This is a genomic window from Pseudomonas bananamidigenes, from assembly GCF_001679645.1.
Classification (GTDB): Bacteria; Pseudomonadota; Gammaproteobacteria; order Pseudomonadales; family Pseudomonadaceae; genus Aquipseudomonas; species Aquipseudomonas bananamidigenes.
In genome coordinates this window covers 83837-105541 of the sequence record NZ_LRUN01000023.1, presented here as the reverse complement: position 1 = coordinate 105541, position 21705 = coordinate 83837, and the positions used below count along the sequence as shown (strand labels likewise).

Sequence of the window (21705 nt, the reverse complement as noted above, 5' to 3'; positions counted from 1 at the left end):
TCTTAACTTTTAACCTTCACCGTTCGCGTTATCGATGTCTTTCGACACGTGACGACCGCGAAAATCAATCAGGCTGTCGACAATGGCCAGAACCACAAGCAACGGACCGAGCAAGTGCATGAAAGGCACGAGCGTGACGTATATCCCCACCAGCCAGAAGCCGGCCAACCGTTTCTGCGCCACCAGCCCGTGAACCAGGGCCAGACCGGCGAAGAACAGCGGTACGCTGCACAACGGCATCAGGACCAGTGCATGCAGACCGAAGAACGGTGCCACACACATGACGGCCAGAAGCGACAGCGCAACGCCTTTCGGCAGTCGGATGGCGCGAAACTCGCGACCGAAACCGCCGGGGTTATACAACAACGCCTGCCAATAGCGCCCAAGAATCAGGCACAGCACGCTAAAAACCTGCAACGACAGTGCTGTCGAAATGATCGACAGAGGAACCGCCAACCCCGTGAGAATCGCTTTCTGGTCTGCCGAGAATTTCTCGTAGACCTCACCCATTGCCAGCGGCAGGACTTGTTCAAACGTCTGCGCCAGCGCTTCGGTGAAGGAACCGAACACGGTCCCCAGACTCACGGCAATCAACAATCCCACGGCCACGCTGACCAGCAGCACGCGATTCCAGGTGTGTCCGGCGCGTAAAACCAGCGCCAGACCGCAAGCCCCGAGCAACACGATCAGTGCTGTCGGGTCCTTCAGGTAGTGCCAGCTAACTAACGCCGACAACACGCCCACACCCAGGACGCTCAAGGCGTCCGAACCGCGCCGCAGAAGCACAAGGCAACCTGCAGCGGCACTCAACCAGAACAACAGCGGCAACGCCGCAGATCCGGCCACGACCAGCGTGGCCTGCATACGCCCCCGCATGATGAATTCAGCCAAGGCACGCATGCATTCGATCCTTTACTTCTTGTCGACTACCCGGTCTCAGCGGCCGTGGCTGTCGGTGTAGGCCAGCAGGGCCAGGAAGCGGGCGCGCTTGATAGCGGTGGCCAGCTGACGCTGATAACGAGCTTTGGTACCGGTGATACGGCTTGGAACGATTTTGCCGGTCTCGGATACGTAAGCTTTCAGAGTGTTGAGATCTTTGTAGTCGATCTCCTTCACGTCTTCAGCGGTGAAGCGGCAGAATTTACGACGACGGAAGAAACGTGCCATTTGATAGGCTCCTTAAAAGGTCCGTGGATTACTCGTCAGCGTTATCGCTGTTGTCGCTGTCGCTATCGCTGTCATCGCCATCGGCGCTGCCATCGTGCTCAGGACGCTCGCGACGCTCACGGCGCTCACTGCGGTTTTCTTCAGCCTTGAGCATCTCGGACTGGCCAGTGATGGCTTCGTCGCGACGGATGACCAGGTTACGGATCACAGCATCGTTGTAGCGGAAGTTGTCTTCCAGCTCGGCCAGGGCCTTGCCGGTGCACTCAACGTTCAGCATCACGTAGTGAGCCTTGTGAACATTGTTGATTGCGTAGGCCAGTTGACGACGGCCCCAGTCTTCCAGACGGTGGATTTTGCCGCCGTCTTCTTCGATCAGCTTGGTGTAACGCTCAACCATGCCGCCGACTTGCTCGCTCTGGTCAGGGTGGACCAGAAAGATGATTTCGTAATGACGCATGAATGCTCCTTACGGGTTGTAGCCTGCCGCTCAAAAACGGTCAGACAAGGAGTGAATGACACTTATGGACTTGCCGGCACGGGGCACATGGGTGCCTGCCGTCACAGCAAGGGGCGCAATTGTAGAGAAGGGACAGAAGAGGCGCAAGGCAATTGGTGATTATTTGAACAGCCACGCTTTCTGCCACACCAGAAAACACTGTGGGAGCGAGCCTGCTCGCGATTGGGAGAAACACTCAACAATGATGCTGAATGTAACTCCGCTATCGCGAGCAGGCTCGCTCCCTCATTTTGGACTGCGTGAGGCTTAAGCCTTTTTGGCAGCAGCCTTGGCCTTGGCCCCGCGCTGGCGCTGGGCCTCGAACAGGCACACGCCGGTCGCAACCGATACGTTGAGACTGCTGACGCTGCCGGTCATCGGCAGGTGCACCAGGTAGTCGCAATGCTCACGGGTCAGACGACGCATGCCCTTGCCCTCGGCGCCCATGATCAGGATGGTCGGGCCGGTCAGGTCCTGGTCATAGAGACTGACCTCGGCCTCACCCGCCGTACCGACAATCCACAGGCCGCGCTGCTGGAGTTTTTCCAGGGTACGCGCGAGGTTGGTCACGGCCACCAGCGGTATCACCTCCGCCGCGCCGCAAGCCACCTTGCGCACGACCGGCGTCAGGGTCGCCGACTTGTCTTTCGGCACGATCACCGCCAGCGCACCGGCAGCATCCGCCGAACGCAGGCAGGCACCGAGGTTGTGCGGATCGGTCACGCCGTCGAGCACCAGCAACAGCGGCGCGCCTTCGGTCCGATCAAGCAGTTCGTCGAGCATCGCCTCGCCCCAGACCTGGCTCGGACTGACCTCCGCCACCACGCCCTGATGCACGCCTTCGACCCAGGCATCCATCTCGCGGCGTTCGGCCTGGCCGATCTGCACACGGTTTTCATTGGCCAGCTCGACCAGCGTCTGCACTCGCGGATCGTTGCGGCTTTCAGCCAGCCAGATCTGCTTGACGCGTTTTGGATGGTGACGCAACAACGCTTCTACCGCGTGAACGCCGTAGATTTTTTCCAACTGACTCATGACTTCGCCTTCGGTTTACGTGCCCCGCCACTTTTGGCTGGAGCGGAACCCGACTTCGGCGGGCCCTTGCGGTGCTTGCTCGATTTGCCTGGCTTGCCGCCGGAAGCCTTGTCGGGTGTGGACCTTCCGGTTTTTCCCGAGGGCGCCGCCTTACCGCCGTTCTTGGCTTCGGCCAGCAACGCCTTCTTCAATTCACGGCTTTTGCGCAGCTCGGCGTTTTTTGCCACGGCATCGCTCGGACGGTAAGCGTCGGAAACCTTTTCCTTGGCCGGACGACGGCTGGCGGTTTTTGCCGGGGCCTTTTCTTCCACAGCCCTGGTCGCCGGAGCAGCCGTTTCGGCGCCCCGTTTCTTGCGACCGATGGGGGCACTGATGGTTTTCTCGGCCATCTCGAAGTCGATCTTGCGCTCGTCGAGATCTACACGCATGACGCGCACTTCAACGGTATCGCCGAGACGGAAGCTGCGACCGGTGCGCTCACCGGCCAGGCGATGGTGCACGGGGTCGAAGTGGTAGTAGTCGCCCGGCAGCGCCGTGACGTGCACCAGACCTTCGACGTAGATATCGGTCAGCTCGACGAACAGACCGAAACCGGTCACTGCGGTGATGACGCCCGGGAACGACTCACCCACGCGATCCTTCATGAACTCGCACTTGAGCCAGTTCACCACGTCGCGGGTCGCTTCGTCAGCGCGGCGCTCGCTCATCGAGCATTGTTCGCCGAGCTGCTCCAGTGCCGCCTCGTCGTACGGATAGATGCGCGCCTTCGGAATGGTCATCGCGCCGGCACGACGAACGTGCGGCGTGTCCTGTTTCGAATGGATCACGCTGCGGATCGCCCGATGGGTGAGCAGGTCCGGATAACGACGGATCGGCGAAGTGAAGTGGGTGTAGGCTTCGTAATTCAGGCCGAAGTGGCCATCGTTTTCAGCGCTGTACACCGCCTGGCTCAGGGAGCGCAGCATCACGGTCTGGATCAGATGGAAATCCGGGCGATCCTTGATGCTCGCCAGCAAGGCCTGATAGTCCTTCGGTGTCGGGCCTTCCTTGCCCTTGTGCAAGGACAGGCCGAGCTCGCCAAGGAACGCGCGGAGTTTTTCCAGACGCTCCGGTGGCGGACCATCGTGAACGCGGTACAGCGCCGGAATCTCATGCTTTTGCAGGAACTCTGCCGTGGCCACGTTGGCCGCGAGCATGCACTCTTCGATCAGCTTGTGCGCATCGTTACGAGTGGTCGGGCGGATCTCGGCGATCTTGCGCTCGGAACCGAAGATGATCCGGGTTTCCTGAGTCTCGAAATCGATCGCGCCACGTACGTGACGGGCGGCCAGCAATACCTTGTACAGCGCGTAGAGCTGCTTGAGGTGCGGCAGAATGTCGGTGTATTCACCGCGAAGCTTGCGCGCTTCGGTAGCCTTCGGCGTTTCCAGCATCGCGCTGACCTTGTTGTAGGTCAGTCGTGCGTGAGAGTGGATCACCGCTTCATAGAAGCAGTAGTCGGTCATTTCGCCGGACTTGGAGATGGTCATCTCGCAAACCATCGCCAGACGATCAACGTGTGGATTCAGCGAGCACAGGCCGTTGGACAGCTCTTCCGGCAGCATCGGCACCACGCGCTCGGGGAAGTACACCGAGTTGCCGCGGACCTGAGCCTCGGCATCCAGCGCCGAACCGATTTTCACATAGCTGGAAACGTCGGCAATCGCCACATACAGCTTCCAGCCGCCGGAAAACAGGCGCAGCTTGCCCGGCTTGGCTTCGCAATAGACCGCGTCGTCAAAGTCGCGAGCATCTTCACCATCGATCGTGACGAACGGCAGATGGCGCAGGTCGACGCGTTTCTCTTTGTCCTTTTCTTCGACTTCCGGCTTGAGCTTGCGGGCTTCCTTGACCACGGCCTCAGGCCAGACGTGTGGAATATCGTAGGTACGCAGGGCGACATCGATTTCCATGCCCGGCGCCATATAGTTACCAACGATTTCGATCACATCACCCTGTGGCTGAAAGCGCGGAGTCGGCCAGTGGGTGATCTTCACCTCGACGAACTGACCGATCTGGGCATTGGCGTTGCGCCCGGGCGTGACCAGCACTTCCTGCTGGATCTTCGGATTGTCTGCAACAACGAAACCGATGCCGCCCTCTTCGAAGTAACGACCGACGATGCTTTCGTGAGCACGGGACACCACTTCGACGATCACGCCTTCGCGGCGACCGCGACGATCCAGACCGGAAACACGGGCCAGGGCGCGGTCGCCGTCGAATACCAGACGCATTTGCGCCGGGCTCATGAACAGATCGTCGGAACCATCATCCGGCACCAGGAAACCGAAACCGTCGCGGTGACCGCTGATGCGGCCGAGGATCAGGTCGAGCTTGTCCACCGGCGCATAAGTGCCACGACGGGTGTAAATCAGTTGAGCATCACGCTCCATGGCACGCAGGCGGCGGCGCAGAGCCTCGATCTGGTCGTCCGTGGTCAGACCAAACTCTTCGACCAGTTGCTCACGGGCAGCCGGCGAACCCCGGTCAGCAAGGTGCTGAAGGATCAGTTCGCGACTGGGAATGGGGTTTTCATATTTTTCCGCTTCACGAGCGGCCTCGGGATCGAGGGACTGCCAATCGGCCATTAGAGAGTTTTCACCTTGTCTATATGCGGGTTAGTTTGGCATAGGCGCCATCAAACGGGAAATTTCCGACTCTATAAGGCGCGTCTTGAGACCTTTATCGACGTCCGAAAAGCGTTTTGGACACCGCTGGTAAAAAAAACCATTTTTTTTGCTGACAGGGGTTTACAGTTAAAAAGACGCTCCGTATAGTGCGCGCCATCGACGACGTACTGACGCTGTCGAGATGCCCAGGTGGTGAAATTGGTAGACACGCCAGCTTCAGGTGCTGGTGACCTTACGGTCGTGGAAGTTCGAGTCTTCTCCTGGGCACCAATTTCGAGTTTGAGACTGAAGCAGTTTCAAGGCTCACACAAAAACCCGCGAAAGCGGGTTTTTTGTATTCTGCGCCCCGCATTTTTTCTGAAATTGATTTATTAAAATCAAATCAGGGGTTTACAGATCAAAAGACGCTCCGTATAGTGCGCCACATCAACAGCGGCAACGCTGAAGATGAAGCCCAGATGGTGAAATTGGTAGACACGCCAGCTTCAGGTGCTGGTGACCTTACGGTCGTGGAAGTTCGAGTCTTCTTCTGGGCACCAATTCAGATTCAAGGTCACGATCTTGAATCACACAAAAACCCGCGAAAGCGGGTTTTTGCATTTCTGGCTTCCTGAAAACTCAATCCGCCGTGCCAGCCCCTTCCACGGCTCGCAAGGACCATTTGAGAACAAATATCGTTTATCATTGTTGCAAGTTTTTGCAATGCGACAGTGAGGAACCCTGCGAATGATGTTTCGAAATACCCTGCGCCGCGGCTTGACCTTCACCCTGCTCGGCCTGGCACTCGCCACTCCCCTCACCCAGGCTGCCGACACGGTTTCCCTGACACTCTACAACGGTCAACACAAGGAAGTGGGCGACGCCATCGCCAAAGCTTTCGAAGCCAAGACCGGCATTCACGTCAATGTGCGCAAGGGCAGCAGCAACCAGCTCGCCAGCCAGATTATCGAAGAAGGCGACCGCTCCCCGGCCGACGTCATTTACACCGAAGAATCCCCACCGCTGAACAACCTCGGCGAACTGGGCCTGCTGGCCAAGTCCGACGACGCCACCCTGGCAGTCCTGCCGAAAAAGTACGTCGCCGGCAATGGCACCTGGATCGGCGTCACCGCTCGGGTTCGCGTCGTTGCGTTCAACCCGAAGCTGGTCGATGAAAAAGACCTGCCCAAATCGGTACTGGATTTCGCCGATCCACAGTGGCAAGGCAAGGTCGGTTTCGTGCCCACCAGCGGCGCATTCCAGGAACAGGCCGTCGCCATCATCAAAAAGCACGGCCGCGAAGCCGCCGAAGAATGGCTGACCGGCCTACGCGCCTTCGGCAAGACCTACAGCAACAACATGGTAGCCCTCAAGGCTGTGGAAAACGGCGAAGTCGCCACTGTCCTTGTGAACAACTACTACTGGTTCGCCCTGCAGCGGGAGAAAGGCAAGCTCGACTCCCGACTGCATTACTTCACCGGCGGGGATGTCGGCGGCCTGATCACCGTCTCCAGCGCAGCCGTGCTGAAGTCCAGCAAGCATCCAAAAGAAGCCCAGCAATTTCTCGCCTACATGGCCAGCGAGGAAGGCCAGCGCGTGATCACCCAGACCACCGCCGAATATCCGCTGCATAACGGCATGGAATCGGATCGCGGCCTCAAGCCATTCAGTGAGCTGGAAGCACCGGACGTCACGCCCGCCGATCTGGGCAATGCCGAGGAAGCGCTGGATCTGGAACGCGAAGTTGGCTTGAACTGATGAGCGCATCGCTATCCGCTCCCGCCACCCGCGGGGATTACGTACCACGGCGCAAGCGCCCTTCGGCCTGGCTGGTACTGCCGGTGGTGCTGCTGGTGGTGATGAGCCTGCTACCGCTGGTCTACGTCGGGCTCAAAGCCTGGCAGGCCGGCTGGAGCGAGGCGCTGCACTTGCTGTGGCGACCCTACGTGTTCGGCCTGCTGCGCAACACGCTGGCGCTGATGGTCGGCGTGACCGTGACTTGCGGTGTGATCGGCCTGTCGCTGGCCTGGCTGCTGGAGCGCAGCAACCTGCCTGGCCGGCGTCTGTGGGGCGTGATTCTGTGTCTGCCGTTTGCGGTACCGGCCTTCGTCAGCAGCTTTACCTGGGTATCGCTCAGCGCGCAGTTCGAAGGACTGGGCGGGGCGATCCTGGTGATGAGCCTGTCGAAATATCCTCTGATCTTTCTGCCGGTGGCAGCCACCCTGCGCAACCTCGACCCTTCCCTTGAAGAGTCGGCAAGGACACTGGGGCAGAATCGCCGGGGCGTGTTTTTCCGCGTCACCCTGCCCTTGCTCTGGCCTTCGCTGCTGGCCGGCTCCTTGTTGATTGCGCTGCACATGCTGGTGGAGTTCGGCGCACTGTCGATCATCGGCCTGCAGACATTCACCACCGCGATCTATCAGCAATTCGAGTTGGAATTCAGCAATGCCAACGCGGCGATGCTGTCCGCGGTGTTGCTGGCACTTTGTTTGATGCTGCTGTGGCTGGAGTTGCGAGTGCGCGGCAAGGGCCGCCATGTGCGTACCGGCCAGGGCGCGGCGCGGCGTGCCGAACAAGTGCAGCTCGGGTCGTGGGCGATTGCCGGTCAGTTGTATTGCCTGATGCTGGCGATTGTCGGGAGCGGAATCCCGCTGGGGATGCTGGCTTACTGGCTGGCGGTCGGATCGTCAGCCGCTTTCCCGGTGGCAGCAATCACCGAGGCCTTGCTGTCGTCGCTGGCGCTGTCACTCGGTGGGGCGGGACTGTGTCTGGCGCTGGCGGTGCCGGTCGGGTTGCTGGTGGTGCGTTACAAAGGCCAGCTGGCGATCTGGGCCGAGCGACTGCCCTATCTGCTGCATGCCCTTCCGGGATTGGTGATCGCTCTGACGCTGGTGTATTTCGCCCTGCATTACGTGCCGGCGCTGTATCAGACGACCCTGTTGCTGCTGATCGCGTATGCGCTGCTGTTTCTGCCGCTGGCCCAGGCGCCAATCCGCACAGCGCTGAACAAGGCCGCACCGCAGCTGGAAGAGGCCGCCCGCACCCTTGGCGCATCGTCGTTCACAGCGTTCTGCCGAGTGACTTTACCGATCATCTTTCCGGCACTCGGTGCGGCATTCGCGCTGGTGTTTCTGGATGCCATGAAAGAACTGACGGCAACGCTGCTGCTGAGCCCGACGGGGCTCAATACTCTGGCGACCGAGGTATGGGCCCACACAGCGAATGTCGAGTTCGCCGCAGCGGCGCCTTATGCAGCGTTGCTGATCGTGGTATCGGGCTTGCCCGTCTACTTGCTGACCACCCGAATGTATTTGAGCCGATAAAAAAATCGCAGCCGAAGCTGCGATTTTTTTTGCCCGCACTATCAGGCCCGGAACTGCCCCAGACTGGCCTTGAGCTGCGCCGCCAGACCATCGAGCACCTTGCCGCTGGCCGTGGTTTCGACCACCGCTTGAGCGGCTTTCTCGGCCTGGGCATGAATCGTCTCGACCCGCCCGCGCACAGCCTGCGCACCCTGCGCCTGATGAGCCGCTGCCTGGGTCGCCAGACCGATCGCCGTATGCACCTGCTCGACCGACGCCTGCACCGATTGCTGCAAACGTGCGCTGTCACGCAATACCAGCAAACCTTCACTGGCCTGACGCCCGGCCTGACCGATTGCCTCGACCGCCTCGCGTGCGCCCTGCTGCAGCGCCACAATGTGCGCCTGAATATCGCCAGTGGAGCTTTGGGTCTTGCTGGCCAGCGCCCGTACTTCATCCGCCACCACCGCGAATCCTCGCCCGGTCTCACCGGCCCGGGCCGCCTCAATGGCGGCATTGAGCGCCAGCAGATTGGTCTGCTCGGCGATGCCGTGAATCACGGTCAGTACCACTTCGATCTGCTCGCTTTGCTGTGCCAGCCGCTCGATGACTTTCGCGCCGGTATCAACTTGCCCCGCCAGCGCCTCGATGAGACTCCCGACCCTGGCCGACGTGCGGGTGTTCTCTTCGGTGGCCTGGCGAATATCCACCACCTGCTTCAGCGCCGCCTGCATCGCATGGCTTTCCGACTGCGCCTCATCGGCCATTTGCGACAGCGCCCGCAGACTTTCGGCCACTTCATCGCGCTGCATTCCCGCCGCCGCATCGGCACCGGCGTTGCGCAGGGTCATGGCACCGATCTCCTGGCCGGTACGCTGAGCCACATCCCCGGCTTCGCGCACGATCGGCTGCAACTTGTCGACAAAGCGATTGACCGCCGAGGCCATGTCGCCGATTTCGTCCTTGCTGTTGATCTGCACACGCTTGGTCAGATCCCCCTCGCCCGCTGCCAGATCATCCATGGCGGCGTTGAGCATCTTCAAGCGATTGACCACACGATGGCCGAGCACGACCGCCAGCAGCAACAGCACACCGGCGCCGACCAGTGCCAGGCCCATACCGATACGCCAACGCAGCGTGGCAGCAGCGTCCTGCACGGTACTGGCTGTGTTGGCTTTCATCTCGGCGGCGGTGGACTGCGCCGACTGCAGTCGCGCCCGCATGGCCGCAGCACTGTCCGCCGCTGCACCTTTGAGGCTATCGCCCACCAGTTGATCACTGCTGGCAATGAGCGCCGAGAAGCGCTGATCGAGCGCTGCCAGATCGGTTTCCACCGAAGCCGTCGAAACCCCCATCAGCACTTTGCCGATTTCCACCCCGTTGGGATTGATCGACGCTTCGATGTAATAAACGGAAGGGTCATTTTTCGCCGCATCCAGCACCTTATCCAACGCCCGCTCGCCCTGGCCCTTTTCGAGCAAGGCCTTGTTGATGGGGTTTTCGCGGTTGAGATAGCGGGTCAGATGCTGGCCGGTAGCATCGTCATAAACCACGAACAGCACATTGGGATTGCGTTGTGCCCGGCGGGCGAACTCCGACAATGTCGGCACATCGCTGTCCCACATGGCCCGAGGCGCCACCGAAGCCAGCAACTGGGCCATGTCGTTGGCCGAGTCCTTCAGGTCTTTCTCCAGCGTCGTACGCAGTTGTGCCTGCTCTTCCTTCAGACGCGAGGACAGGCCGGCAGTCAAACGCTGGCGAGTATTGGTGGATAACGTATCGAGGCTCGACGTGACTTCACGCCCGGCCTGCTCCAGCTCACCGGAAAGCTTCTGGCTGTCGGCGCCCAGGCGAGTGCCGAGGTCGGCCTCCAGCGCAGTGACCGTGCTCCGCGTCAGGGCGACGGCAACGAGTACCTGCACCAAAAGGGCGATACCGAGAGTAACGAAAACGGGCCGCAACAAACGGCTTTGTAACAGTGAGAGAACGGCCGACACTGTGAATCCCTCTACGTCTGACGCCATTAAATTGATGGCATTCTTGTAGACAGATTCACAGCAAAGGTCATGCCGTCCAACAGGCATAAACGACAAAGGCCCCGATGAAGGGGCCTTTGTGTTTTTACATCAACGACTTATCAAGCGAACGGATGACGCAGAACGATGGTTTCGTTGCGGTCCGGGCCCGTCGAAATAATGTCGATCGGCGCGCGACCAGCTCTTCGATGCGCTTGATGTAGTTGCGTGCAGCCTGTGGCAGCTCTTCCAGGGTCTTTGCACCCAGGGTCGATTCGCTCCAGCCCGGCATCTGCTCGTACACCGGCTCCAGGCCAATGTAGCTGTCAGCATCGGTCGGTGCGTCGATCATGGCGCCATCAGCGTTCTTGTAGCCTACGCAGATGTTGATGGTTTCCAGACCGTCCAGCACGTCCAGCTTGGTCAGGCACAGGCCCGAGATGCTGTTGACGTCGATGGCGCGGCGCAGAATGTTGGCATCGAACCAGCCGCAACGACGGGCACGACCGGTGGTCGCGCCGAACTCGTGACCACGCTTGGCGAGGAACGCGCCAACATCGTCAAACAGTTCGGTCGGGAACGGGCCCGAACCGACGCGCGTGGTATAGGCCTTGGTAATACCGAGGATGTAATCGATGAACATCGGGCCGACACCCGAACCGGTCGCGATACCGCCGGCAGTGGTGTTGGAGCTGGTCACGTACGGGTAGGTACCGTGGTCGATGTCCAGCAGCGAACCCTGAGCGCCTTCGAACATGATGTCCTTGCCGGCGCGACGCAGGTCGTGCAGCTCGGCGGTGACGTCGAGCATCATCGGCTTGAGCAGTTCGGCGTATTCCATGCACTCGTCCAGTGTCTTCTGGAAGTCTATGGCCGGCTCTTTGTAGTAATTGACCAGTACGAAGTTGTGGTAATCCAGCAACTCGCCCAGCTTGGCGGCGAAACGCTCACGGTGGAACAGGTCACCGATGCGCAGGCCGCGACGCGCAACCTTGTCTTCGTACGCCGGGCCGATGCCGCGACCGGTGGTGCCGATCTTCATCTCGCCACGGGCCTTTTCACGGGCCTGGTCCAGTGCCACGTGGTAGGACAGGATCAGCGGACAGGACGGGCTGATGCGCAGGCGCTCGCGCACCGGTACGCCCTTCTCTTCCAGCTTGGTGATTTCCCGCAGCAGGGCGTCAGGTGCAACCACCACGCCGTTGCCGATCAGGCACTGCACGCCTTCGCGCAGCACGCCCGACGGGATCAGGTGCAGGACGGTTTTCTCACCGTCGATCACCAGGGTGTGGCCAGCGTTGTGGCCACCTTGGTAGCGCACTACGGCGGCAGCATGTTCGGTCAGCAGATCAACGATCTTGCCTTTGCCCTCATCACCCCACTGGGTGCCCAGGACTACGACATTCTTACCCATAACACTTGTCCTCATTCGCGCAAACTTGGTGCCGGCGATGGCCGGCAGGAAAACTCAGGAAGCCAGTGGCGATACTTGCCAAAGCCCGTTCTGCTGGATCAATTGCCGGTCGCAGTCCGCATCACGGGCGGCGGCCAAAGGTTGTCCAGGCAATGCCTGAACGACACGCTGACCCTCACTGCGCAACTGGCAAACCTGCTGCCAGAGTGCCGCATCCGTACTGTCAGGCATCCAGATACCGCCAGACGGCAGCTCGACCTCAGCACGCCCCAGGGTCACCAGGGTTTTCAAATCGGTGGAAAAACCGGTTGCCGGACGGGCGCGACCAAAGTCCGCGCCGATGTCGTCATAGCGACCGCCCTGAGCGATTGACTGGCCGACACCCGGCACAAACACCGCGAACACCACACCGGTGTGATAGTGGTAACCACGCAGCTCGCCCAGATCGAAGTACAGCGGCAGCTCCGGGAAGCGCGCCGACAACCGCTCGGCGATCGCCAGCAAATCTTCCAGCGCCGCCAGCACCGGCGCCGGCGCACTGGCCAGACGCTCACGGGCAGCGCTCAACACTTCACGGCCGCCGCACAAGTCGGCCAGTGCCCGCAACATGCCGGACAGATCGGCCGGCAGACCTTCGGTCAACGTAATGACCTCATCGATGGCCTTGCGTTGCAGGGCATCGAACAGCTGCTGCTCGACTTCACCCGACAGACCGGCCGCCTGCGCCAGACCGCGGTAGATGCCGACATGCCCCAGGTCCATGTGCACATCCGGCACGTCGGCCAGTTGCAGCATGGCCAGCATCAGACTGATGACTTCAACGTCGCTGCTCGGGCTGGCATCGCCATACAACTCGGCACCCAGCTGGATCGGGCTGCGCGAAGACGACAAGGCACGCGGCTGGGCATGCAGCACACTGCCGGCGTAGCACAGACGGCTCGGGCCTTCACGACGCAGGGTGTGTGCATCGATACGCGCCACTTGCGGCGTGATGTCGGCCCGAAAACCCATCTGCCGGCCCGACTGTGGGTCGATGACCTTGAAGGTACGCAGATCCAGGTCCTGGCCCGCGCCGGTCAGCAGGGATTCCAGGTACTCGATATGGGGAGTCACGACGAACTCGTAACCCCAGCTCTGGAACAGATCCAACACCTGACGACGCGCGACTTCAATGCGCGCCGCTTCCGGTGGCAGTACTTCTTCGATGCCATCTGGCAGCAGCCAGCGGTCTACCGTTGCCATTACGCCATTCCCCTTAGATCCGGGCGGCCAGCCCGAGGGCGAGCCTTGAGTGAAGCAGAAAATGACCGGTCCGTTCAAAACGCACGCGCATGAACGACGCGACGAAAGGCCTGTTACCGGCTTCGCCCATCACTTTCCTCGAATAACTGCCGGGCCATTCAACCCGATCTTCTGCAACAAAAACAGCAATCAAACATGCAGACGCAAAAAAGCCGGGAATTTCCCGGCTGCCGCATCATACACACGTTTTCCGAAAGGATCACCCCGCCCGAGGCATTAGCCGCCGGGCGGAATGATTCAGGTCAACGTCGCATCAAGGCCTGGACTTTTCCAGGTACTTGAAGAAGTCGCTGCTCGGGTCGAGCACCATGACGTCGGACTTGTTCGCAAAGCTTTCACGGTAGGCACGCAGGCTACGGTAGAACGCGTAGAAATCCTGATCCTGACCGTAGGCCTTCGAGTAGATGGCAGCGGCCTGGGCATCGCCGTCACCGCGAATCTCTTCGGATTCGCGATAAGCCTCGGCCAGCAGCACGCGGCGCTGGCGATCGGCGTCGGCACGGATGCCTTCGGCCAGCTCGTTACCCTTGGCGCGGTGCTCGCGAGCTTCACGCTCACGCTCGGTGCTCATACGCTCGAACACACTGCGGTTGACTTCCTTCGGCAGATCGATGGCCTTGACACGGACATCGACCACTTCGATACCCAGCTCCTTTTCCGCCATCTTGTTCAGCGAAGCCGTGATGTCGGCCATGAGCGCATCACGCTCACCCGATACCACCTCATGCAGGGTGCGCTTGCCGAACTGGTCACGCAGACCGGACTCCAGACGACGGGAAAGACGCTCGTCGGCGATCTGCTTGAGGCCGGAAGTCGCGGTGTAGAAGCGCTCGGCATCTTTCACGCGCCACTTGGCGTAGGCGTCGACCATCACCGCCTTCTTTTCCAGGGTCAGGAAGCGCTGTGTCGGTGCATCCAGCGTCATCAGACGTGCGTCGAATTTACGCACCTGGTTAACGTAAGGCACCTTCACATGCAGACCCGGCTGAACATCGGCCTGAACCACACGACCGAACTGCAGCAGCACAGCGCGCTCGGTCTGAGCCACGATGTAGAAGCAGTTCCAGCCAACCAGCACCACAACAACGCCAACGATCAGGGCGATCAGCGATTTATTGCTCATCAGCGGGTCTCCCTTGTACGTGTCTGCGGCAGGTCGGTGACATGCGGCACGACATCCGTGTTGTTGCCGGCAGCAGCAGAACCGGTAACCGGTGCGTTATTGCCAGGACTGTTCTGGATCATCTTGTCCAGCGGCAGGTAAAGCAGGTTGCTCTGGCCGTTCTTGTTGCCGGTCACGAGAACCTTGCTGGTGCTGCTGAAGACTTCCTGCATGGTGTCCAGGTACAGACGCTGACGAGTGACCTCCGGCGCCTTGCGATATTCGGCCACCAGCTTGGTGAAGCGATCAGCCTCACCCTTGGCGCGGGAGACCGTTTCGTCACGGTAGCCATTGGCATCTTCGAGGATGCGCTGGGCCTGACCACGGGCTTCCGGCACCACCCCATTGGCGTAGGTTTCAGCCTGGTTGCGCGAACGCTGCTCGTCTTCACGGGCACGGATCACGTCATCAAAAGCTTCCTGTACTTCACGCGGTGCGGCTGCGCTCTGTACGTTGACCTGGGTGACGGTGATACCGGTGCGATAGGTATCGAGGAAACGTTGCAGACGTTCCTTGATTTCGCTCGCCATCAGCTCACGACCTTCGGTCAGCACCTGATCCATCGCCGTGGAGCCCACCACATGGCGCAGCGCACTGTCGGTTGCATGTTGAAGGCTGATTTCCGGCTGGTCGACGTTCAGCACGAAGTCCTGCAGGTTGCTGATCTTGTACTGCACGGTCAGCGGCACTTCGACGATGTTCTCGTCTTCGGTCAGCATCTGGCCCTGCTTGGTGTAGGCACGCTCACGCGTGACGTTTTCCATGTACTTCCTGTCGATCGGCGGGAAATAGATATTCAGGCCCGGGCGACAGTTTCGTAGTACTTGCCGAAGCGCAGCACCACGGCCTGCTCCTGCTCGTCCACCACGTAAACCGCGCTGTACAGCCACACGGCCGCCAACACGACAAGACCAATGCCGAGCAGCCGCCGAAGCCGCCACTCTTGCCCGGACCGCCCCCGTCGTCACCCCGTTTCTTTCCACCACCGAACAACCCGTTCAGGCTTTCCTGCAGCTTTCGGAAGGCCTCGTCGAGATCCGGCGGCCCCTTGCGGTCGCCATTGTTGCGACGCTTGCCACCCCAGGGATCCTGATTGTTCGAGTTGCCACCCGGCTCATTCCAAGCCATAGCGCTCTCCATCTGATAAAGCAAAGACGCACCCACGGCGCGCCGACCAATGCTACAGAATGCCTGCCGTTGCGGCACAACCGCTTTTTCAGGCTTTTATTGCAAAGTGTGTTGCTCGATGAACTCCGTCGGCACAACGCCTTCACGGCTGACCAGTCGATTGAGTTCTGAACGCGGCAATCGCACGGCCAGCAAGCTGACACCTTCTTCGTCGTATTCTTCTTTCTGTACCGCGCCCAGTTCGAAGAACTGTGCACGCAGACGCGCAAACCGCTGGGGCAGACGCAAGGTTCCGACAAACAAATCATTGCCCAGCAATTCGGCAATGGCTTGCTCAAGCAGCTCCAGACCAGTGCCATCACGCGCCGACAACCATACCCGTTGAGGCTTGCCGTTCTCGTCGCGCTGGATTTGTGGCTCAACGCCTTCAAGCAAATCGAGTTTGTTATAGACCTCGAGGATCGGCAAGTCCTGGGCCCCAATCTCGCCCAGCACCACCATCACCTGCTCGATCTGCAGCATGCGATCCGGTTCGGCCGCATCGATCACGTGCAACAGCAGGTCGGAATTGCTCGACTCTTCGAGCGTAGACCGAAATGCCTCGACCAGTTTGTGGGGCAGATGACGAATGAAGCCCACGGTATCGGCCAGGACGATCGGTCCCAGGTCGTCCAGTTCCAGACGGCGCAGGGTCGGGTCCAGCGTGGCGAACAACTGGTCGGCCGCGTACACCTCCGATCTCGTTACGTTATTGAACAGCGTGGATTTACCGGCGTTGGTATAGCCCACCAGAGACACGGTAGGAATTTCCGCACGGGAACGCCCGCGACGTGACTGTTCACGCTGGCTGCGCACCTTTTCCAGCCTGCCCTTGATCTGGCGCAGACGAACCCGCAGCAGGCGCCGGTCGGTTTCCAGCTGGGTTTCACCCGGACCGCGCAGGCCGATACCGCCCCCCTGACGTTCAAGGTGAGTCCAGCCGCGAACCAGCCGGGTACTCATGTGGTCAAGCTGGGCCAGTTCAACCTGGAGCTTGCCCTCATGGGTACGGGCGCGTTGGGCGAAAATATCGAGAATCAGACCGGTACGGTCGATCACGCGGCACTCGAAGACACGTTCGAGGTTGCGTTCCTGACTCGGCGTAAGGACGTGATTGAAGATCACCAGATCGGCTTCTTCGGCATGTACCAGGTCGCGCAGTTCCTCGACCTTGCCGCTGCCGATCAGGTATTTGGCGGTTGGCCGATGACGCGGTACGTTAAAAAACGCAACGGTCTCGGCGCCTGCCGAATTTGCCAGCTCCTGAAACTCCTGCGGATCTTCGCGCGCCTCAGGGTCCTGTCCATCCAAGTGAACGAGGATGACTCGCTCACCACCACCGTGGCGCTCAAAGAACAAAGGACACTCCTATCAGGCGTTACCTGGCTCAGCGTCACCTGCATCGGATTCGGATGCACTTGGCAGACGAATTGGACGAACCGGCACGACTGTAGAGATAGCGTGTTTGTAAACCATCTGGCTGACGGTGTTCTTCAGCAGGATGACGAACTGGTCGAACGATTCGATCGTGCCTTGCAGTTTGATACCGTTGACCAGATAGATGGAAACCCCAACTTTCTCTTTACGTAAAGTGTTCAAGTAAGGGTCTTGTAGCGAATGCCCTTTTGACATGTGCCGCACTCCTTTAAGGATTCAATATAAAAAATAGGTAATCAGATGGCTTTTGCCGCCACTCCCCCAAGGATAGACGGCAATTGCAAGGACTCAGCTCAATATGGAGATGGTCCCAAGGTATTTCAAGGTGCGTGGCAGATTGTCGCAATCCAGACTGTCAAGCCAGTGCAAATCGTTCCAGCTGCGCAGCCAGGTAAACTGGCGTTTGGCCAACTGGCGCGTGGCAATGATGCCCCGCTCCTGCATTTCGGCCGACGTCAGCTTGCCATCCAGGTAATCCCAGACCTGTCGATAGCCTACCGCACGTATAGACGGCAACCCGGCATGCAGGTCACTTCTATTACGCAGGGCTACGACCTCGTCGATAAATCTCTGTTCCAGCATATTTGTGAATCTTTGTTTAATGCGCTCATGCAGTACCTGACGATTTGCCGGAGCAATCGCCAAGTTCGCGACAGTATAGGGCAATTGTTGCCGTCCCGATGCCGCTGCATCAGTCGTTTGCCGAGATTGTTTCAAGCGCAGCTCGGTCATGCTCTGACCACTGACCCGGAATACTTCCAGAGCACGACTCAGGCGCTGTGGATCGTTCGGATGAATACGCGCCGCGGACGCCGGATCGATTGCCGCCAGTTGATCATGCAGGGCCTGCCAGCCAAGGCGTGCAGCTTCTTCTTCAATCTGTGCGCGAACTTCGGGATCTGCCGCCGGCATGTCCGCCAGGCCGTCGACCAACGCCTTGTAATAGAGCATCGTACCGCCCACCAGCAGCGGAATGTTTCCGCGTGCGGTGATTTCGGCCATCGCCTGCAAGGCATCACGGCGGAAATCCGCAGCCGAATAAGCCTCGGCCGGGTCGAGAATGTCGATCAGGCGGTGCGGATACTCGGCCAGCACCTCTTTCGATGGCTTGGCCGTGCCAATGTCCATGCCGCGATAGACCAGCGCCGAGTCAACGCTGATCAACTCGCAGGGCAGTACCTTGGTCAGCTCGATGGCCAGATCGGTCTTGCCCGCAGCGGTCGGGCCCATCAGGAAAATCGCTGGAGGAAGCTGGCTCATCAACGACCGCGCAGGAACAGTTTGTCCAGATCGTCCAGGCCCAGCTGGGTCCAGGTCGGTCGGCCATGGTTGCATTGACCGCTGCGCTCGGTGTTTTCCATGTCACGCAGCAGGCCGTTCATTTCCGGCAAGGCCAGGCGGCGGTTGGCGCGGATCGCGCCGTGGCAGGCCATCGTGCCGAGCAGCTCGTTCAAATGCGCCTGGATCCGGTCGCTGGTGCCATATTCCATCAGGTCCGCCAGCACATCGCCCACCAGACGATTGGCCTCGGCCTGCTTGAGCAGGGCCGGAATCTGCCGGATCGCAAGGGTTTCCGGGCCCAGTCTCTGCAACTCGAAGCCAAGGCGCTGGAACCATGCCGCGTGCTCCTCGGCGCAATCGGCCTCGCGCTGACTGACCGCCAGCGACTCCGGCACCAGCAGCGGCTGACCGCTCAAGCCTTCGCTGGCCATGGCGATCTTCAGGCGCTCGTACATGATCCGCTCGTGAGCGGCGTGCATGTCCACCAAAACCAGGCCATGGGCGTTTTCGGAAAGAATATAAATGCCCTTGAGCTGCGCCAGCGCATAGCCCAGCGGCGGAATATCTTCCTGGCCGGCCGGCAATGCATTGGCATTCGCTTGCGGCAGCGGTGCAAAAAACTCGCGATACGCGGCCTGCGCTTCGGCAGCCGGCACGGCAGATTGCGGACGCGGTGTGTATTGATACTGATAAGCGCCGCCAGCACTGGCACCCGACGACGTATTGAATGCCGGTTGCGCTTGCGGTTGCTCCAGCAAGGAGTTGGCAGCCAGACGCATTTCACCCTGCGGACCGAACTCACCCGCCTCGAGGCCGGTCGGCCGTACGATAGCGGTGGTGACAGAACCGGCAAGCTGATCTTCAGGCCGCACATCGCCCAGTGCACGGTGCAACGTGCCGTAGAGGAAATCATGCACCATGCGTCCGTCACGGAAACGTACTTCGTGCTTGGTCGGGTGTACGTTGACGTCGACAGCGGCCGGATCGACCTCGAAAAACAGCGCGAACGTCGGATGGCGGCCATTGAACAGCACATCGCGATAAGCCTGACGCACCGCGTGAGCCACCAGTTTGTCGCGCACCGCGCGGCCATTGACGAAGAAATACTGCAAATCCGCCTGGCTGCGGTTGAAGGTCGGCAGACCGACCCAACCCCACAAGTGAAGACCGTTGCGCTCGATCTCGATCGGCAGAGCCTGCTCCAGGAAACCCGAGCCGCAGATCGCCGCCACGCGCCGGGCGCGGGCCGCATCGTCGTGGGCCTCGTGCAGACTGAGGATGGTCTTGCCGTTGTGGCGCAGATGGAATGCCACATCGAAACGCGCCAGCGCCAGACGTTTGATCACTTCCTGAAGATGATCGAATTCGGTTTTTTCGGTCTTGAGGAATTTGCGCCGTGCCGGGGTATTGAAGAACAGGTCGCGGACTTCCACCGAGGTACCGACCGGATGAGCCGCCGGCTGCACGCGGGGCGCCATGTCGCGGCCTTCGGTTTCGACCTGCCAGGCCTGATCGGCGTCACGGGTGCGGGACGTCAGGGTCAGGCGTGCCACGGAGCTGATCGACGCCAGTGCCTCGCCCCGGAAACCCAGGCTCATCACCTGTTCGAGATCTTCCAGGTTGCGGATTTTGCTGGTGGCGTGACGGGCCAGCGCCAGCGGCAGGTCATCGGCGGAAATCCCGCTGCCATCGTCGCGCACCCGCAGCAGTTTGACACCGCCCTGCTCGACATCGACATCGATGCGTCTGGCGCCGGAGTCGAGGCTGTTTTCCAGCAACTCCTTGATCACCGAAGCCGGGCGCTCAACCACCTCGCCGGCGGCGATCTGGTTCGCCAGCCGTGGGCTGAGCAGTTCAATGCGCGCTGCGTTCAGAACCTGATTCATTCTTTGGATGCCAGTTCAGTGCCCGGAATGGTCAGGTGCTGACCGACCTTCAACTCATCGCTGCTCAGGTTGTTGGCACTGCGCAGAGTGGCTGCCGACACCTGATAACGCACGGCAATCATCGCCAGGGTTTCACCCGGGCTTACCCGGTGATCACGCGGCCCCTGGGCGATCTTGCCCGAGTCGCGCAGCCAGGCGATGTAGGTGCCCGGCGGCGGATTCTGCTGGAAGAACTGGCGCACGCCGCTGCTGATCGAGCGCGCCAGCGCCTGCTGGTGGCTCGATGCCGAAAGCTTCGAGGCTTCGTTGGCATTGGAGATGAAGCCGGTTTCCACCAGGATCGACGGAATGTCCGGGGATTTCAGCACCATGAACCCGGCCTGTTCCACACGCTGCTTGTGCAGTGGCGTGACGCGACCGATGTTGGTCAGGACTTTCTGGCCGACGTTGAGGCTGGAGGTCAGCGAAGCGGTCATCGACAGGTCGAGCAGAACACCGGCCAGCATCCGGTCCTTGTCGTCGAGGCTGACGTTGCCGGCACCGCCGATCAGGTCGGAACGGTTTTCGCTGTCGGCCAGCCAGCGGGCGGTTTCCGAGGTGGCGCCACGGTCGGACAAGGCAAACACCGAAGCCCCGAACGCCGCCGCAGATGGCGCGGCGTCGGCGTGGATCGAAACGAACAGGTCGGCGCCTTTCTTGCGGGCGATTTCGGTGCGGCCGCGCAGCGGGATGAAGTAGTCGCCGGTACGGGTCAGTTCGGCACGGAAGCCTTTCATGCCGTTGACCTGGCGTTGCAGTTCACGGGCGATCTGCAGCACCACGTCTTTTTCGCGCTGGCCGCGTGAACCGGACGCCCCCGGGTCTTCACCACCGTGACCGGCGTCGATCACGACAATGATGTCGCGTTTGCCGGCAGGAGCCGGGGGCAGTTTGATCGCAGGTTCGGCCGGAGTTACCGGCACGGCCGGAACAGTGGCGACCGTCGGTGCCGGCGCAGGTGTTGGCGGCGGCGCGGCATCGGCCGGGTTGTCGAACAGGTCGACCACCAGACGATTGCCGTACTGCGCGTTCGGCGCCAGCGAGAAGCTTTTCGGGGTGACGGCTTTCTTGAGGTCGATGACCACCCGCAGATCGGTCGGCGTACGCTGGGCCGAACGCATGGCGGTGATCGGTGTGTTGGCGGTGGAGACTTTCAATGGCGCGCCAAGGGTAGCGCCGTTGATGTCGATCACCAGACGGTCCGGGGCCGTGAGGGTGAAGACGCTGTGCTGCACCGGGCCGGTCAGGTCGAACACCAGACGCGTGTTGTCCGGCGCCCGCCACAGGCGCACGCTGTTGACCTTTGTCTCGGCCACAGCGTTGACGGTTACTGCCATCAACATCAGTCCAGCGG

At 60.5% G+C, this 21705-nt stretch carries 15 protein-coding genes, 2 tRNA genes and 2 pseudogenes; 4 read left to right on the top strand and 15 right to left on the bottom strand.

Annotated features, from left to right (window positions below; all coding sequences use genetic code 11):
- Positions 1 to 9: 9 nt before the first annotated feature.
- The 5 genes from BBF94_RS09495 to rnr form a co-directional block, all read right to left on the bottom strand.
- Positions 10 to 900 (bottom strand): YybS family protein, encoded by an 891-nt coding sequence (locus tag BBF94_RS09495; RefSeq protein ID WP_065258784.1) that lies wholly within the window; start codon positions 898 to 900, stop codon positions 10 to 12.
- A 36-nt stretch (positions 901 to 936) separates the two neighbouring features.
- Positions 937 to 1167 (bottom strand): 30S ribosomal protein S18, encoded by a 231-nt coding sequence (rpsR, locus tag BBF94_RS09490; RefSeq protein WP_002551829.1) that lies wholly within the window; start codon positions 1165 to 1167, stop codon positions 937 to 939.
- A 28-nt stretch (positions 1168 to 1195) separates the two neighbouring features.
- Complete coding sequence (gene rpsF / locus BBF94_RS09485; RefSeq protein ID WP_065258783.1) at positions 1196 to 1624, bottom strand: 30S ribosomal protein S6; 429 nt, start codon at positions 1622 to 1624, stop codon at positions 1196 to 1198.
- A 306-nt stretch (positions 1625 to 1930) separates the two neighbouring features.
- On the bottom strand, positions 1931 to 2698 hold the full coding sequence (gene rlmB, locus BBF94_RS09480; protein ID WP_065258782.1) for a 23S rRNA (guanosine(2251)-2'-O)-methyltransferase RlmB: 768 nt from the start codon (positions 2696 to 2698) through the stop codon (positions 1931 to 1933).
- Positions 2695 to 5325, bottom strand: coding sequence for a ribonuclease R (rnr, locus tag BBF94_RS09475; protein ID WP_065258781.1), 2631 nt, complete (start codon positions 5323 to 5325; stop codon positions 2695 to 2697). The genes rlmB and rnr overlap by 4 nt, the downstream gene beginning before the upstream one ends.
- 225 nt (positions 5326 to 5550) lie before the next feature.
- On the opposite strand from rnr, the gene BBF94_RS09470 reads away from it, so the two are divergent.
- The 4 genes from BBF94_RS09470 (at position 5551) to BBF94_RS09455 (ending at position 8669) form a co-directional block, all read left to right on the top strand.
- Positions 5551 to 5637, top strand: a tRNA-Leu gene (locus BBF94_RS09470).
- A 182-nt stretch (positions 5638 to 5819) separates the two neighbouring features.
- Positions 5820 to 5906, top strand: a tRNA-Leu gene (locus BBF94_RS09465).
- Between the two features lie 187 nt (positions 5907 to 6093).
- Positions 6094 to 7104: an extracellular solute-binding protein gene (locus BBF94_RS09460; protein WP_065258780.1), complete on the top strand. Its 1011-nt coding sequence runs from the start codon at positions 6094 to 6096 to the stop codon at positions 7102 to 7104.
- A complete protein-coding gene (locus tag BBF94_RS09455; RefSeq protein ID WP_065258779.1) occupies positions 7104 to 8669 on the top strand; it encodes an ABC transporter permease in 1566 nt (521 codons plus the stop codon). The genes BBF94_RS09460 and BBF94_RS09455 overlap by 1 nt, the downstream gene beginning before the upstream one ends.
- Positions 8670 to 8710: 41 nt before the next feature.
- Here the strand turns inward: BBF94_RS09455 and BBF94_RS09450 are convergent, their stop codons facing one another.
- From BBF94_RS09450 to BBF94_RS09405, 10 genes and pseudogenes are all read right to left on the bottom strand, one after another.
- Positions 8711 to 10645: a methyl-accepting chemotaxis protein gene (locus BBF94_RS09450; protein WP_065258778.1), complete on the bottom strand. Its 1935-nt coding sequence runs from the start codon at positions 10643 to 10645 to the stop codon at positions 8711 to 8713.
- Positions 10646 to 10785: 140 nt separating this feature from the next.
- Positions 10786 to 12077, bottom strand: a pseudogene (locus BBF94_RS09445) (adenylosuccinate synthase).
- Between the two features lie 54 nt (positions 12078 to 12131).
- Positions 12132 to 13319, bottom strand: a complete 1188-nt coding sequence (locus BBF94_RS09440) for an ATP phosphoribosyltransferase regulatory subunit (protein ID WP_065258777.1) — start codon at positions 13317 to 13319, stop codon at positions 12132 to 12134.
- A 313-nt stretch (positions 13320 to 13632) separates the two neighbouring features.
- Positions 13633 to 14502, bottom strand: coding sequence for a protease modulator HflC (gene hflC, locus BBF94_RS09435; protein ID WP_065258776.1), 870 nt, complete (start codon positions 14500 to 14502; stop codon positions 13633 to 13635).
- Positions 14502 to 15669 (bottom strand): annotated as a pseudogene (hflK, locus tag BBF94_RS09430) (FtsH protease activity modulator HflK). Before hflK ends, hflC begins: the two are co-directional and overlap by 1 nt.
- 96 nt (positions 15670 to 15765) lie before the next feature.
- Positions 15766 to 17067 carry a ribosome rescue GTPase HflX gene (gene hflX, locus BBF94_RS09425; RefSeq protein ID WP_065258775.1) on the bottom strand — a complete coding sequence of 434 codons (1302 nt, stop codon included), beginning with the start codon at positions 17065 to 17067 and terminating at the stop codon, positions 15766 to 15768.
- 12 nt (positions 17068 to 17079) lie between these two features.
- The gene (gene hfq, locus BBF94_RS09420; protein ID WP_065258774.1) at positions 17080 to 17340 is read right to left on the bottom strand and encodes an RNA chaperone Hfq; all 261 of its coding nucleotides are present in this window, start codon (positions 17338 to 17340) and stop codon (positions 17080 to 17082) included.
- A gap of 93 nt (positions 17341 to 17433) precedes the next feature.
- Positions 17434 to 18405, bottom strand: coding sequence for a tRNA (adenosine(37)-N6)-dimethylallyltransferase MiaA (gene miaA, locus BBF94_RS09415; RefSeq protein WP_065258773.1), 972 nt, complete (start codon positions 18403 to 18405; stop codon positions 17434 to 17436).
- Positions 18405 to 20312, bottom strand: a complete 1908-nt coding sequence (mutL, locus tag BBF94_RS09410) for a DNA mismatch repair endonuclease MutL (RefSeq protein ID WP_065258772.1) — start codon at positions 20310 to 20312, stop codon at positions 18405 to 18407. Before mutL ends, miaA begins: the two co-directional genes overlap by 1 nt.
- A complete protein-coding gene (locus tag BBF94_RS09405; protein WP_404820927.1) occupies positions 20309 to 21694 on the bottom strand; it encodes an N-acetylmuramoyl-L-alanine amidase in 1386 nt (461 codons plus the stop codon). Before BBF94_RS09405 ends, mutL begins: the two co-directional genes overlap by 4 nt.
- Between the last annotated feature and the right edge of the window lie 11 nt (positions 21695 to 21705).